Here is a 13,593-nt window from a genome sequence, read left to right as displayed (position 1 = left end):
TTGTCCATGGTGATCGGAGCATAGCAAGCAATCTTGCGCGCAGCGGCTGATGCGCGAATGCCAAAAAAAGGAAACGCGCCATGAACCTTTTCGACCTTTCAGGACGGGTCGCCGTGATCACCGGCGGCAATGGCGGGATCGGACTCGGCATCGCGCAGGCGCTCGCCGGCCAGGGCTGCAACGTCTCGATCTGGGGTCGCAATCCTGACAAGAACAGCAGCGCTGCCGCGAGCCTGGCGGGTCTACCGGGCAAGGTCGATACGCGGGTCTGCGACGTCACCGACCCGGCGTCGGTCAACGCCACGATGAAGGCCACGCTCGACCTATTCGGCCGGGTCGACGGCTGCTTCGCCAATGCCGGTATCGGCGGCGGCGGCCGGCGCTCCTTCATCGAACGCACCGAGGAGGAATGGCGCACGATGTTTGCGACCAACCTCGACGGCGTGTTCCACGCGTTCCAGGCGGCCGCAAAACACATGACCCAACGCGCCGAGGCCGGCGATCCCTTCGGCCGGCTGGTGGCGACTTCGAGCCTCGCCTCGATCTTCGGCACCGCACGCAACGAGCACTACGCGGCGACCAAGGCTGCGATCAACGCCCTGGTGCGCGCGCTCGGCGTCGAGCTGGCGCGCCACGGCGTCACCGCGAATGCGATCCTGCCCGGCTGGATCAAGAGCGACATGACCTCGGGCCTGATGGCCAACGAGAAGTTCGTGGCCAACGTGATGCCGCGCATTCCGGTGCGACGCTTCGGCAAGGCCAGCGATTTCGGCGGCATCGCGGTGTATCTGATGAGCAAGGCCTCGTCGTATCACACCGCGGATACGTTCGTGATCGACGGCGGCTATACGGCGTTTTGATTCTTGTAGCCCGGATGGAGCGCAGCGCAATCCGGGACCGCCAAAGCAAACAAGACCCGGATTACGCTGCGCTCCATCCGGGCTACAAATCATAATGAGGGGAACGGCAGAATGTTTTCACACGTGATGATCGGCACCAACGACCTCGACAAGGCCAAGGCGTTCTACGACATTTTGCTGTCCACGCTCGAGGTGCGGCCGGCGCGCGTCGACGGCCATCGCATCTTCTACATCACCAAGACCGGCGTGTTCTCGGTGACGAAGCCGATCAACGGCGAGGCAGCGACGTGCGCGAATGGCGGCACCATCGGCTTTGCCGCCAACTCGCCGGAGCAGGTCAATGCATGGCATACGGCCGGCGTCGCCGCCGGCGGCGTTCCCTGCGAAGATCCTCCCGGCATCCGCCAGGGCCCGGGCGTCAACCTCTATATTGCGTATTTGCGTGACCTCGACGGCAACAAGATCTGCGCGATGCATCGGATGGCGAGCTAGATCGGCATATTCAGTGTCGTCCCGGCGAACGCCGGGACCCATAACCACGGGGAGTGGTTGTAGCGCAAACTCGTAACTCCGAGTCTTCGTCAAACTCCTCCCTGTGGTTATGGGTCCCGGATCTGCGCTGCGCTTGTCCGGGACGACGCTGGAGAGTGTTCGCCCCCATTCAAACAACATTTCAAACGCTCGCGATATTCCATCGCGTGGCATGGCTCGCGTTGGAAAAATGCGCGCTCGCACTTTGGCGACGCTGCGACTATTCTCGCCTGCAGCACGATCTCAGCGCCCCCGGGAGGAACAATGACAAAACACACCTATATTCCCCGCACCACCAACTACACCCTCAATCCCGGCGACGAGCTCAACGACCTCAGGATGTCGGACCAGGTCCGGCCGCTCTATGATCACGTCAGGAAGTTCATCCGCGACACCGTCGAGCCGATGTCGATCGAGTTCGCCAAGGCCGGCGAAGGCAAGGAAGACCGCTGGAGCTTCACGCCGAAGCAGCTCGAGGTGCTGGAGAAGGCCAAGAACAAGGCCAAGCAGGAAGGCCTCTGGAATTTCTTCCTGCCCGACGACGAGACCGGCCAGGGCCTGAAAAATCTTGACTACGCCTACATCGCATCCGAGCTCGGCAAGAGTCCGCTGGCCTCGGAGAGCATGAACTGCTCGGCGCCCGACACCGGCAACATGGAGGTGCTGGAGCGCGTCGGCACCAAGGAGCAGAAGGAGAAGTGGCTGAAGCCGCTGATGAACGGCGAGATCCGCTCGGCCTATGTGATGACCGAGCCGAACGTCGCCTCCTCCGATGCCAAAAACATCTCGACCACCGCGAAGCTCGTCGGCGACGAATGGGTCATCAACGGCGAGAAGTATTACATCTCGGGTGTCGGCGATCCCCGCTGCAAGATCCTCATCGTGATGGTGAAGACCAATCCGGATGCGGCGCCGAGCAAGCAGCAGTCGCAGATCCTGGTGCCGCGCGACACCCCCGGCGTCGAGGTGCTCGGTCCCATGTACGTGTTCGGCCAGGACCACGCGCCGCGCGGCCATATGCACATGCGCTTCAACAACGTGCGCGTGCCCAAGGAGAACATTCTGCTCGGCGAAGGCCGCGGCTTCGAGATCTCGCAGCTTCGGCTAGGCCCGGGCCGCATCCATCACTGCATGCGCACCATCGGCAAGGCCGAGAAGGCGCTCGATTTGATGGTGCAGCGTGGCCTCACCCGCGAAGCCTTTGGCAAGAAGATCGCCCATCTCGGCGGCAACATGCAGATCATCGCGCAGGCGCGCTGCGAGATCGAGGCGATGCGGCTGATGGTGTTGAAGGCCGCCAAGGCCATGGACGTGCTCGGCAACAAGGAGGCTCGCGTCTGGGTGTCCATGGTCAAGGCCATGGTGCCGGAGCGCGCCTGCAAGATCATCGACCAGTCGATCCAGATGCACGGCGCCACCGGCATCTCGCACTGGACCCCGCTCGCCGAAATGTACCAGGACGTCCGCCATCTGCGCTTCGCGGATGGTCCGGACGAGGTGCACTGGATGGTGGTGGGACGCCATGAGCTAAGCATGGCTTGAGGTCTCGCCAAGCGCGGCCCTGCCGTAGGGTGGGTTAGCGAAGCGTAACCCACCACTGTTCGTCTCCGGGGAAGCGAAAGAGGTGGGTTACGCTAGCGCTAACCCACCCTACAATACTGCGATGTTCAACACCGCGCTACGACGCGGCCACCTCGCCGACCTTGTCCTGCGTCTTGGTCTCGAAATCGCTCGCGTCATGCCGCTCGTGGAGCTGGCTGGCGGGATCGCCGGAGACGCGGTTGACCATGCGGCCGCGCTTGACGGCCGGGCGCTTGGCAATCTGGTCGGTCCAGCGCTGCACGTGCTTGTAGTCCTGCACGGACAGGAATTCGCCGGCGCCATAGACCAGCCCCTTGGCGAGCGCGCCGTACCAGGGCCACACTGCCATATCGGCGATGGTGTATTCGCTGCCGGCGAGATATTCGTTGTCGGCGAGCCGGCGATCGAGCACGTCGAGCTGGCGCTTGGTCTCCATCGCGAAACGGTCGATGGCATATTCGATCTTGGTCGGCGCGTAGGCGTAGAAATGGCCGAAGCCACCGCCGAGATAGGGCGCGCTGCCCATCTGCCAGAACAGCCACGACATCGCCTCGGTGCGGCTCTTGATGTCCTTCGGCAGGAAGGCGCCGAACTTTTCCGCGAGGTAGAACAGGATCGACCCGGACTCGAACACCCGGATCGGCTCCGGGCCGGAGCGGTCCATCAGCGCCGGAATCTTGGAATTCGGATTGATGTCGACAAAGCCGCTGCCGAACTGGTCGCCATTGCCGATCTTGATCAGCCAGGCGTCGTATTCCGCGCCCTTGTGGCCGAGCGCCAGAAGCTCCTCCAGCATCACGGTGACCTTGACGCCGTTCGGCGTCGCCAGCGAATAGAGCTGGAAGGGATGCTTGCCGACCGGCAGCTCCTTGTCATGGGTGGGACCGGCAATCGGCCGGTTGATGCTGGCGAACTGCCCGCCGTTCTCCTTGTTCCAGGTCCAGACTTTCGGCGGCACGTAGGCGGGGGTGTCGGTCATGGGAGGGCTCCGGCGAAAAAGATGCGCCTGCATTAATTAGCCCACGGACGGCCGATGGCAAGCCCCGCCGGCCCTGCGTCCGGCGCGGGCCTCGAGGCCGCGTCATGCATCCGACGTTGCCGAGGACGGCCATCACGAGAATCCGCTTCTGTCGAGCCAGGCGTACGGCTTCACGCAACACGGCGTGTGCACGCAAGGTGCGCCGCCAAATCCGGATTGGCATTGCGCAAGACGATGGTCTAGCGTCGATGAGCCTTCGCTCAAGATTGCAACGACAGCAACGCGAAGGCCGCCGGGAGAGAACGATGAAATCGCCGATCTGCGACATGCTGGGCATCGATTTCCCCCTGCTCGCCTTCAGCCATTGCCGCGATGTCGTCGCCGCTGTCAGCCGCGCCGGCGGCTTTGGCGTGCTCGGCGCGACTGTGCACACGCCTGCTACGCTCGAGCGCGAGCTGAAATGGATCGACGAGCACGTCGACGGAAAGCCCTACGGCGTCGACGTGCTGATCCCCGAAAACATGTCGACCGCAGGCGAGAAGGACGTCACCTGGAAGAGCCTGGAGGCGCGCGTGCCGCAGGAGCACCGCGACTACACACGCGATCTCCTGAAGAAATACGACATCGAGCTGACCGCGACCAACGTGGCCGACAACCAGCCGCAGCCGTTCGATGCGAAGACGGCGCTGCAACTCCTGGAGGTCTCGTTCAACCACCCGATCCGCCTGATCGCCAATGCCCTGGGCGTGCCGCCGAAGGCGATGATCGAGATGGGCAGGAAACACGGCGTGCCGGTTGCTGCCCTGGTCGGCGCCAAGGAACATGCGCTGCGCCAGGTCGCGGCGGGAGTCGACATTCTCGTGGTGCAGGGCACCGAAGCCGGCGGCCATTGCGGCGAGGTCTCGACCATGGTGCTGGTGCCGGAGGTGATCAAGGCGATCAAGGCTATCCGCGACGTGCCGGTGCTGGCGGCCGGCGGCATCATGACGGGACGGCAGATGGCAGCCTGCATGGCGATGGGTGCCGCGGGCGCCTGGACTGGCTCGGTGTGGCTCGCCACTGTCGAGGCCGAGACCACGGAGATCTTTCGCGAGAAGATGATCGCGGCATCGTCGCGCGATGCGGTTCGCTCGAAGGGCCGCACCGGAAAGCCGGCACGGCAGCTTCGCTCGGTCTGGACCGACGCCTGGGACCGCGCACCCGAGAGCCCCGGCGCACTGCCCATGCCGCTGCAAAGCATCGTCAGCCGCGACGCCTTCAACTCGATCGACCGCGCCGCGGCGGGCGGCAACGCGAAGGCGCGCGATCTCGTGAGTTACTTCGTCGGCCAGGGCGTCGGGCTGATCGACAGCGTGAAGTCGGCCGGCGCGGTGGTGCAGGAGTTCAAGGAAGAGTTCGCCGAGGCCGTCGAGCACATGAATGCGCTGGTGGCGGAGTGATTGCCACACACCGTCATTGCGAGCGCAGCGAAGCAATCCAGACTATCACCGCGGAAAGACCCTGGATTGCTTCGCAGCGCTCGCAATGACGAAACAACTGACATCGTGAATTGAAGCATGACAGATAAGAAGCATATCCCCGAAGACCGCATCCCCGTCATTGTCGGCGTCGGCGAGATCGTCGACCGCCCCAAGGAGATCACCAAGGGTCTCGAGCCGCTCGACCTGCTCGAACAGGCGCTGCGGCGCGCGGAAGCTGATGCCGGCGCGATGCTGCTCGGCGAGGTGCAATCGCTCGACGTCGTCAACTTCCTGAGCTGGCGCTATCGCGATCCGGAGAAGCTACTGGCGCAGCGGCTCGGCATCGCGCCTTCGCATTGCTATTACGGCCCGGTCGGCGGCGAGAGCCCGATCCGCTACATCCACGAAGCCGCAAAGCGCATCGCGCGCAGTGAATGCAGTGTTGCCGCAGTTTGCGGCGCGGAGGCACAGTCGACGGCGACCAAGGCGGAGCGTGCCGGCGCAAAGCTGCCATGGACGCTGTTCGCGCATGATGTCGAGGAGCCGAAGCGCGGCGCGGCATTCCAGAAGCCGCTGGCCGTGAAGCTCGGCGTGTTCCGGCCCGTGACCGTCTATCCGTTCTACGAAGCGGCATCGTCCGCCCATTGGGGCCAGACGCCGCGCGAGGCGATGGCTGAGTCGGGGACGCTATGGTCGCGCTATTCGGAAGCCGCTGCGCAAAATCCAAATGCCTGGTTGAAGCGACGCTATGCGCCGGACGAGATCACGACGCCGACCGCCGACAACCGGCTGATTGCCTGGCCCTACAACAAGCTCATGGTCGCCAACCCCAGCGTCAACATGGGCGGTGCGCTACTGCTCACCAGCCTCGCCAAGGCGCGTGCGGCCGGCATTGCCGAGGACAAGCTCGTCTACCCGCTCGGCGGCGCCTCGGCGGAAGAGCCGCGCGACTATCTCCTGCGCGACCAGTTTTATGAAAGCCATCCGCAGAACGCAGTCTTGAAGGCCGTGATGGATTTCGCCGGCGGCGACGGCAAGAAGTTCGACGCGATCGAGCTCTATAGCTGCTTCCCGTGCGTGCCCAAGATGGCGCGGCGGACCCTGGGGCTGGATGGGGACGTGCAGCCGACCGTGACCGGCGGCCTCACCTTCTTCGGCGCGCCGCTCAACACCTACATGACCCATGCGGCCTGCGCGATGGTGCGGCGTGTTCGCGACGGCGCAAAGCTCGGCCTGCTCTACGGCCAGGGCGGCTTCGTCACCAAGCATCATGCGCTGGTGGTGTCGAAGGCCCCGCCGCGTGAAGCATTGGCACAGGAGACGAACGTGCAGGCGGCGGCGGACAGCAACAAGCGCGCGGTGCCGGAGTTCGTCACGGATGTCTCAGGCAAGGGCAAGGTGGAGAGCTTTACGGTGCTCTACGGCCGTGGTGGCGATGTCGAGCACGGCGTGGTGATGTTGCGGACGGAAAACGACAGACGCACGCTGGCGCGGATTCCGGCGGGCGATACCGCGACGCTGGCGCATCTGCTCGACATGAACAGGACGCCGGTGGGTTCGCTTGGAGAGATCACGATGGCCGCGGATGGCGTACCGGAGTGGCGGGTGGTGTAGGCCTCGTAGGGTGGGTTAGCCGAAGGCGTAACCCACCTCTTTTGCTTGCTCGGAGACGAACAGTGGTGGGTTACGCTTCGCTAACCCACCCTACAGGACCGCCCTACCCCTTCGGCGCCTGCTTCTCCGACGCCGTCGCCGGCTTGCCCTTGGCGCCGGCGCCGGTCACGCGGACCTGGTCGCCGTCGGAGAGGCCGTCCGGTGGTGCGGTGATGACGCGGTCGTCGGGCGCGATACCCGAGGCGAGCTCGATCTCCTTGCCAAGATCGCGCGCGATGGTCACCGGCTTGAACAGCACCTTGTCGTCCGCACCGACGGTCGCAACGCGCAGGCCGCTGCCGTTGAAGATCAGCGCGCTGGCGGGAATGCTGAGCGGCGCGGTGTCGCGCTGCAGGCTGAGCTTCACGCTGGCGTAGCCGCCGGGCATCAGCTCACCTGCGGAATTGTCGAGACCAAGTTGCATGCGCGTCGTGCCGGAGGCGACATCAACCGCCTGCGAGGAAGCCTCCACCGTCGCCTGGAAAGTCCGGTTCGGATACTCCGGCAGCACGATGGCGGCCTTGGCGCCGATCTTGATCGCGGGCACGTAGTTCTGGGGAACGTTGATGTAGACGCGCAGCTTGGTGATGTCGGAGACCACGAACATCGCCGGGCCCGAGCCCCCGCCCGAATTGATCAGCGCACCGACGTCGGTGTCGCGCGCCGTGACCACACCGTCGAACGGAGCGGTGATCTTCTTGTAACCGGCCAGCGCTTCAAGGCGCTCGACATTGGCCTGGCCCGAGCGAACCGCCGCGTTCTTGTTGGAGAGATCGGCGGTACGCTCGTCGATCTCCTGCGCGGAGACGAAGTTGGAGGCAACCAGCGTCTTGCGGCGGTTGAGGGTGGCTTCCGACAGCCTGGCACTGGACTGCTGGCTAGCGAGGTCGGCGCGGGCCTGAAGCAGTTGCTGGTCGAGGTCGGGCGCCTCGATCTCGGCGATCACCTGACCGGCCTTCACCCGTGCACCGATGTCGGCGCTCCAGCTTTTGAGATAGCCGGGAACGCGGGCAAAGATCGGCGCGCGATAATAGGCTTCGAGGCGGCCCGGTAAATCGATGGTGGAATTGAGGGCCTTGGCGTTGGGCAGCGTCACCGCGACGCTGGGAACAGCCTGGTCATCGGTCCATGCCTTCAGTCTGGAGCCCTGCTCCTCGCGGGCGCGGATGCCGGTGCCCACGACCAAGCCTGCCGCGATCAGCGCCACCACGCCGAAAATGCCCAGTTTCCGGTGCGACACCGGGGAGCGGGGTTCAGTGGGCGACATGCGGAGACTCCGATGAGGCGGCGGCTTTGGCGCCTTGCTTCTTGTGGACCATGCTGAACACCACGGGAACAAACATCAACGTGGCGAAAGTTGCAAAGATCAGGCCGCCGATCACGGCGCGGCCGAGCGGCGCATTCTGCTCGCCGCCCTCGCCGAGTCCGAGGGCCATGGGCGCCATGCCGATGATCATGGCGAGCGCGGTCATCAGCACCGGGCGGAACCGGACGAAGCCGGCCTCGAGCGCCGCGGCGATGGGATCGCCGAGCTCTTCGTAGCGCTCGCGGGCGAACGAGATCACGAGCACGCTGTTGGCGGTGGCAACGCCCATGCACATGATGGCGCCGGTCAGCGCCGGGACCGACAGCGTCGTCTCGGTGGCGAACAACATCCAGACGATGCCGGCGAGTGCGGCGGGCAGCGCCGTGATGATCACGAAGGGATCGGACCAGGACTGGAAGTTCACGACGATCAGGAAATAGATCAGGACGACCGCCCCGAGCAGGCCGAACAACAGGCCGGTGAAGGCGCTGTTCATGGTCTGCACCTGGCCAAGCAGCACCACGGAAGAGCCTTTCGGCACCTCCTTGGCGGTGTCGGCAATCACCTGGCGGATGTCGGTCGCGACCGCACCGAGATCGCGGCCCGAGGTCGTGGCGAAGATCTGCACCATCGACTGGATGTCGTATTGCGAGACCACCGCGCTCGAGGTCGAGCGCCTGATGTCGGCGATGCCGCCGAGGATCGGCGACTGCGAATTGCCGGCGGCCGTGATCGGCAGCGTCTGAAGCGCGCTGAGCGAATCCATCTGGTATTGCGGCGTCTGCATCACGATCGAATAGGACACGCCGTTATCCGGATTGAGGTAGTAGGTCGGCGCCACCTGCGAGGAGCCGGCAAGGTTAACCACGAGACTGTTGGTGACGTCGCGCTCGGTCAGGCCGACATATTGCGCGCGGGTGCGGTCGACATCGATGTTGAAGGTCGGATTGTTCGGCGACTGCTGGATGCGCGCATCCGCGACGCCGGGAATCCTGCGGACCTTGGCCAGCAGATTGTTGGCATAAGCGAAGTTGGCGCTGAGATTGGCACCGCGGATCTGCAGGTCGATCGGCGCCGGCGCGCCGAAGTTCAGGATCTGGCTGACGATGTCGGCCGGCAGGAAGGCGAAGCTGACGCCGGGGAACAGCCGCGGAAGTTGCTCACGCAGCACGCGCACATGCTCATCGGTCGGCTTGTGGCCTTCCTTCAGCTTGATCTGGATGTCGCCATCCTGCGGGCCGATCACGCCGGTGTTGTTGTAGGTCATGTTGATGCCGGAGATCGGCATGCCGATGTTGTCGGTCAGCGTTTCGATCTCGCCCGGGATCAGCTTGCGGATCGCCTTCTGCACGTCGGCGAGCTGGTTCGCGGTCTCCTCGACGCGGGTGCCGACCTGGGTGCGGACATGCATCAGGATGTTGCCGGCATCGACCGCCGGGAAGAAGTTGCGTCCGAGGAACGGCACCAGCGCGAAGGACGCGCCGACCACGCAGAGGAAGCCGATCACGAACAGTGGACGGTGCGCAAGCGCGAGCCCGAGGAAATTGTGATAGCCGCCGCGAATGCGCTCGAAGCGAGCCTCGAAGCCGCGCTGGAACCACACCAGGGGATTGCGCGACTTCGGCGGGCCGTCCTCGTGATGGACATGTGCCTGCAACAAATAGTTCGCCATGGTCGGCACCAGCGTACGCGACAGCAGGAACGACCAGATCATCGCGAACATCACCGCTTCCGCCATCGGCACGAACAGGAAGCGCGCCACGCCGGTGAGGAAGAACATCGGTACGAACACGATGCAAATGCAGAGCAGCGAAACAAAAGCCGGCGTCACGATCTGGTTGGCGCCGTCGAGGATCGACTGCTCGACCGGCTTGCCCTGTTCCAGATGGTAGTTGATGTTTTCGATCGTGACGGTGGCGTCGTCGACGAGAATGCCGACCGCGAGCGCGAGGCCGCCGAGTGTCATGATGTTGAGCGTCTCGCCGATCGCCGACAGCATGATGATGGCGCCGAGCACGGAGAGCGGGATCGAGACCGCGATGATGACGGTCGAGCGCCAGCTGCCGAGGAACAGCAGGATCATGATGCTGGTGAGCAGCGCCGCGATCACGCCTTCGACCGCGACGCCTTCGATGGCGCCGCGGACGAACACCGACTGATCGCCGATGAAGCCGATCTTGAGCGCGTCCGGAAGCTGGTCCTTGACGTCGATCACCTTCTGCTTGATGCCCGCGATGATGTCGAGCGTCGAGGTCGCGCCCGCCTTCAGCACCATCATCAGCACCGAGCGGTTGCCGTCGACATGGACGATGTTGGTCTGCGGCGGGTTGCCGTCCCTGACGGTCGCGACGTCGCGCACATAGACCATCGCGCCGTTGACGGTCTTGATCGGGAGATTGCCGAGCTCCTCGAGCTTCAGCGGCGAGTTGTTGAGCTGAATGATGTATTCGAACTGCCCGATCTTCTGGGTGCCGACAGGCGTGATCAGGTTCTGGGCCGCAAGCGCATTGGCGACGTCCTGGCCGGACAGGCCCCGGGCCTGGAGCGCGGTGGGGTCGAGGTCGATCTGGACCTGGCGCTGCTTGCCGCCGAACGGATAGGGGATAGCTGCGCCAGGCACGGTGACCAGCGGCGTACGGAGCTGGTTGATGCCGATATCGGCGAGGTTCTGCTCTGTCAGCCCGTCACCCGACAGCGCCACCTGGACGATCGGCACGGTGGAGGCGGAGTAGTTCAGGATCAGGGGCGGCGTCGCGCCCGGCGGCATCTGCTTGATCAGCGTCTGCGAGATCGCGGTGACCTGCGCATTGGCGGTGCGGATGTCGACGTTCGGCTGGAAGAATATCTTGATAATGCCAAAGCCGTTATAGGAATTGGCGGTGATGTGCTCGATGTCGTTGACCGTCGTCGTCAGCGCGCGCTGGAACGGCGTGGTGATGCGGCCCGACATCTGGTCGGGCGGCAGGCCGGTGTATTGCCAGACCACGCCGATCACGGGGATGCGGATGTCCGGGAAGATGTCGGTCGGCGTCCGCAGCGCCGCCAGCGGTCCGATGATCAGAAGCAGGAGCGCGAGCACGACAAACGTGTAGGGCCGGCTCAGGGCAATACGGACCAGAGCAATCATTCGTTGGGCAATTCCAGATCAGGGACAGGAAACACCGCCCCCGCGGGTTCCTCGGCTGATTTACCTGAAGACCGCCCAAATGGCCAACGACGCCGCGTCACGTGCGGTAACTTCCCTGCTATCGCACTGCGAAATCGCATTCCAGATATGCAGCTCATGCCCGAAAGATGACAGAAGCCGCTGTCCCCCGCGTAAAAAAAGCGGCGCCCGAAGGACGCCGCTTTCAGGAATTTCGTGCCCGCCGGCCTAAGCGGCGCGGACGTTGGTCAGGAACTTGCTGACCTCGGTCTTGAGCCGGCCGGAGTCGTTGGACAGCATCTGCGCCGCCGACAGCACCTGTGAGGAAGCCGTGCCGGTCTCGGTTGCGCCGCGCTGCACGTCGGTGATGTTGGATGAGACCTGCTGGGTGCCCTGCGCCGCCTGCTGGACGTTGCGGGCGATCTCCTGGGTCGCCGCGCCCTGCTCTTCCACGGCCGCCGCGATCGCTGACGAGATCTCCGACAGACGCTCGATGGTCGACGAGATCTCCTTGATGGCGCCGACCGAGTCATTGGTCGCCGCCTGGATGCCGGAGATCTGCTGGCCGATCTCACCGGTGGCCTTCGCGGTCTGCTCGGCGAGCGCCTTCACCTCGGAGGCCACCACTGCAAAGCCGCGGCCGGCTTCGCCGGCACGTGCGGCTTCGATGGTCGCGTTCAGCGCCAGCAGGTTGGTCTGGCCGGCGATGGTGTTGATGAGCTCGACGACGTCGCCGATGCGCGAGGCCGCCTTCGAGAGCTCGCTGACGCGTTCGGTGGTGGAGCGCGCCTGGCCGACGGCATCGCCCGCCATCCGCGCCGATTCCTGCACCTGGCGGCTGATCTCGCTCACCGATGAAGCCATCTCCTCGGTCGCCGAGGCCACCGACTGCACGTTGGTCGAGGCTTCCTCCGACGCTCCGGCAACCGTGGTCGCCAGCCGCTGCGAGCGATCGGCAGTGGAGGTCAGCGTCGAGGCGGAGGCCTCGAGCTGGATCGAGGCCGAAGACACGGTTTGGACGATCTCGCCGATCATGGTTTCGAATTCGCGGGTGATGTTGTCGACGCGGCGACCGCGCTCGATCTTGGCTTCGGCATCGGCGGCGGCAGCCTCGTCGGCGGCCTTCTTGGCGATCAGCGCTTCCTTGAAGATCTGGAGCACGTCGGCCATGGCGCCGATCTCGGTCTTCTCACCGCGGTGCGGGACTTCGGCGGAAAGGTCGCCCTTGCCGAGCGCCTGCATCGGCTCGGTAATCGAGTTGATGCCGTTCGAGACGTCCTGGACGAGGTAGAAGCCGACGCCAATCCCGATGATGACGGCCGCGCCGAGAATGATCGAGACCAGCATGAAGGCATAATTGTAGCTATCTGCAGCGTCCTGAGCCGCCTGGTCTCCACCCTTGGTGTTCAGCTCGATGTCCTTCCTCAGGACCTCGTCGGCCTGAAGCCCGATCTTGTTGACCGTCTTCGTGTTCAGCTCATGCGCTTCGTGCGGGACCTTGCCGGCGTCCTTGCGCGACAGCGCCATGACCTCCTGGGTGCCCTTCTTGTACTCCTCCCAGAGCTTCGACCATTCTCCGTAGAGCGCCCGCTCTTCAGGCGAGGTGATCATGCCTTCATAAGTTTTGCGAAACTTCATGTTGGCCTCAATCACGGTCGCGAGCGTCTTTTCCATCGCGAGCTTCTCGTCCAGCGTTTCCGATAGCATATGCTCTCGGATGACGTTGCGGTAAGTGATCACGCCGGCACGCAGGTCGCCGAGCACGCGCACGCTGGGCATCCAGCTCGTGGTGATGTCGACGGTGTTGGCATTCATCGACCGCATCTTCATGACGGCGAGCAGACCCATGCCGGCCATCGCGACCAGCAGGAACGCCACGACACTGATGATCTTGGCGCGAATGGAAATGGTGGCGAGCATATGGAGTCTCTTGTGCTGGCGCGGCGGCGCGTCCGGAAATTTTACGAATCAACCTAAGGGAGCAGCACCGACATCCAACACGAGAGCACCTGAGCAGATGTTAACGACGACTCCGTACGAGTACGAAGCCCGAAACAAATGAACAGGGCGCTAAAAAT

9 protein-coding genes are annotated in these 13,593 nt (G+C 64.2%); 5 read left to right on the top strand and 4 right to left on the bottom strand.

Annotated features, from left to right (window positions below; translation table 11 throughout):
• The first annotated feature begins 80 nt into the window (after positions 1–80).
• From ABIB66_RS01745 to ABIB66_RS01735, 3 genes are all read left to right on the top strand, one after another.
• Complete coding sequence (locus ABIB66_RS01745; protein WP_354207025.1) at positions 81–860, top strand: SDR family NAD(P)-dependent oxidoreductase; 780 nt, start codon at positions 81–83, stop codon at positions 858–860.
• A 111-nt stretch (positions 861–971) separates the two neighbouring features.
• Positions 972–1,352: a VOC family protein gene (locus tag ABIB66_RS01740; RefSeq protein WP_354207028.1), complete on the top strand. Its 381-nt coding sequence runs from the start codon at positions 972–974 to the stop codon at positions 1,350–1,352.
• Positions 1,353–1,655: 303 nt separating this feature from the next.
• Positions 1,656–2,933 (top strand): acyl-CoA dehydrogenase family protein, encoded by a 1,278-nt coding sequence (locus ABIB66_RS01735; RefSeq protein WP_275170548.1) that lies wholly within the window; start codon positions 1,656–1,658, stop codon positions 2,931–2,933.
• Between the two features lie 136 nt (positions 2,934–3,069).
• On the opposite strand, the gene yghU is transcribed toward ABIB66_RS01735, so the two are convergent.
• Positions 3,070–3,951: a glutathione-dependent disulfide-bond oxidoreductase gene (gene yghU / locus ABIB66_RS01730; protein WP_354207030.1), complete on the bottom strand. Its 882-nt coding sequence runs from the start codon at positions 3,949–3,951 to the stop codon at positions 3,070–3,072.
• A 305-nt stretch (positions 3,952–4,256) separates the two neighbouring features.
• On the opposite strand from yghU, the gene ABIB66_RS01725 reads away from it, so the two are divergent.
• Both ABIB66_RS01725 and ABIB66_RS01720 read left to right on the top strand, forming a co-directional pair.
• On the top strand, positions 4,257–5,390 hold the full coding sequence (locus tag ABIB66_RS01725) for a nitronate monooxygenase (RefSeq protein WP_354207032.1): 1,134 nt from the start codon (positions 4,257–4,259) through the stop codon (positions 5,388–5,390).
• A 117-nt stretch (positions 5,391–5,507) separates the two neighbouring features.
• Entirely contained in the window at positions 5,508–7,025 is a 1,518-nt protein-coding gene (locus ABIB66_RS01720; RefSeq protein ID WP_354207034.1) for an acetyl-CoA acetyltransferase, read from the top strand.
• Between the two features lie 103 nt (positions 7,026–7,128).
• Here the strand turns inward: ABIB66_RS01720 and ABIB66_RS01715 are convergent, their stop codons facing one another.
• The 3 genes from ABIB66_RS01715 to ABIB66_RS01705 form a co-directional block, all read right to left on the bottom strand.
• Positions 7,129–8,331: an efflux RND transporter periplasmic adaptor subunit gene (locus tag ABIB66_RS01715; RefSeq protein ID WP_354056421.1), complete on the bottom strand. Its 1,203-nt coding sequence runs from the start codon at positions 8,329–8,331 to the stop codon at positions 7,129–7,131.
• Positions 8,318–11,497, bottom strand: coding sequence for an efflux RND transporter permease subunit (locus tag ABIB66_RS01710; RefSeq protein WP_354207036.1), 3,180 nt, complete (start codon positions 11,495–11,497; stop codon positions 8,318–8,320). The genes ABIB66_RS01715 and ABIB66_RS01710 overlap by 14 nt, the downstream gene beginning before the upstream one ends.
• 246 nt (positions 11,498–11,743) lie before the next feature.
• Positions 11,744–13,435, bottom strand: coding sequence for a methyl-accepting chemotaxis protein (locus ABIB66_RS01705; RefSeq protein ID WP_354207038.1), 1,692 nt, complete (start codon positions 13,433–13,435; stop codon positions 11,744–11,746).
• Positions 13,436–13,593: the final 158 nt, after the last annotated feature.

The sequence above is a fragment of the Bradyrhizobium sp. F1.13.3 genome, from assembly GCF_040548265.1.
GTDB lineage: Bacteria > Pseudomonadota > Alphaproteobacteria > Rhizobiales > Xanthobacteraceae > Bradyrhizobium.
This window is presented reverse-complemented; position numbering and strand designations above follow the sequence as displayed.

Bases quoted from the DNA above. Each gene is read 5' to 3' on its own strand.
- ABIB66_RS01745 (WP_354207025.1), top strand. From the start codon at position 81: ATGAACCTTTTCGACCTTTCAGGACGGGTCGCCGTGATCACCGGCGGC.
- ABIB66_RS01740 (WP_354207028.1), top strand. From the start codon at position 972: ATGTTTTCACACGTGATGATCGGCACCAACGACCTCGACAAGGCCAAG.
- ABIB66_RS01735 (WP_275170548.1), top strand. From the start codon at position 1,656: ATGACAAAACACACCTATATTCCCCGCACCACCAACTACACCCTCAAT.
- yghU (WP_354207030.1), bottom strand. From the start codon at position 3,951: ATGACCGACACCCCCGCCTACGTGCCGCCGAAAGTCTGGACCTGGAAC.
- ABIB66_RS01725 (WP_354207032.1), top strand. From the start codon at position 4,257: ATGAAATCGCCGATCTGCGACATGCTGGGCATCGATTTCCCCCTGCTC.
- ABIB66_RS01720 (WP_354207034.1), top strand. From the start codon at position 5,508: ATGACAGATAAGAAGCATATCCCCGAAGACCGCATCCCCGTCATTGTC.
- ABIB66_RS01715 (WP_354056421.1), bottom strand. From the start codon at position 8,331: ATGTCGCCCACTGAACCCCGCTCCCCGGTGTCGCACCGGAAACTGGGC.
- ABIB66_RS01710 (WP_354207036.1), bottom strand. From the start codon at position 11,497: ATGATTGCTCTGGTCCGTATTGCCCTGAGCCGGCCCTACACGTTTGTC.
- ABIB66_RS01705 (WP_354207038.1), bottom strand. From the start codon at position 13,435: ATGCTCGCCACCATTTCCATTCGCGCCAAGATCATCAGTGTCGTGGCG.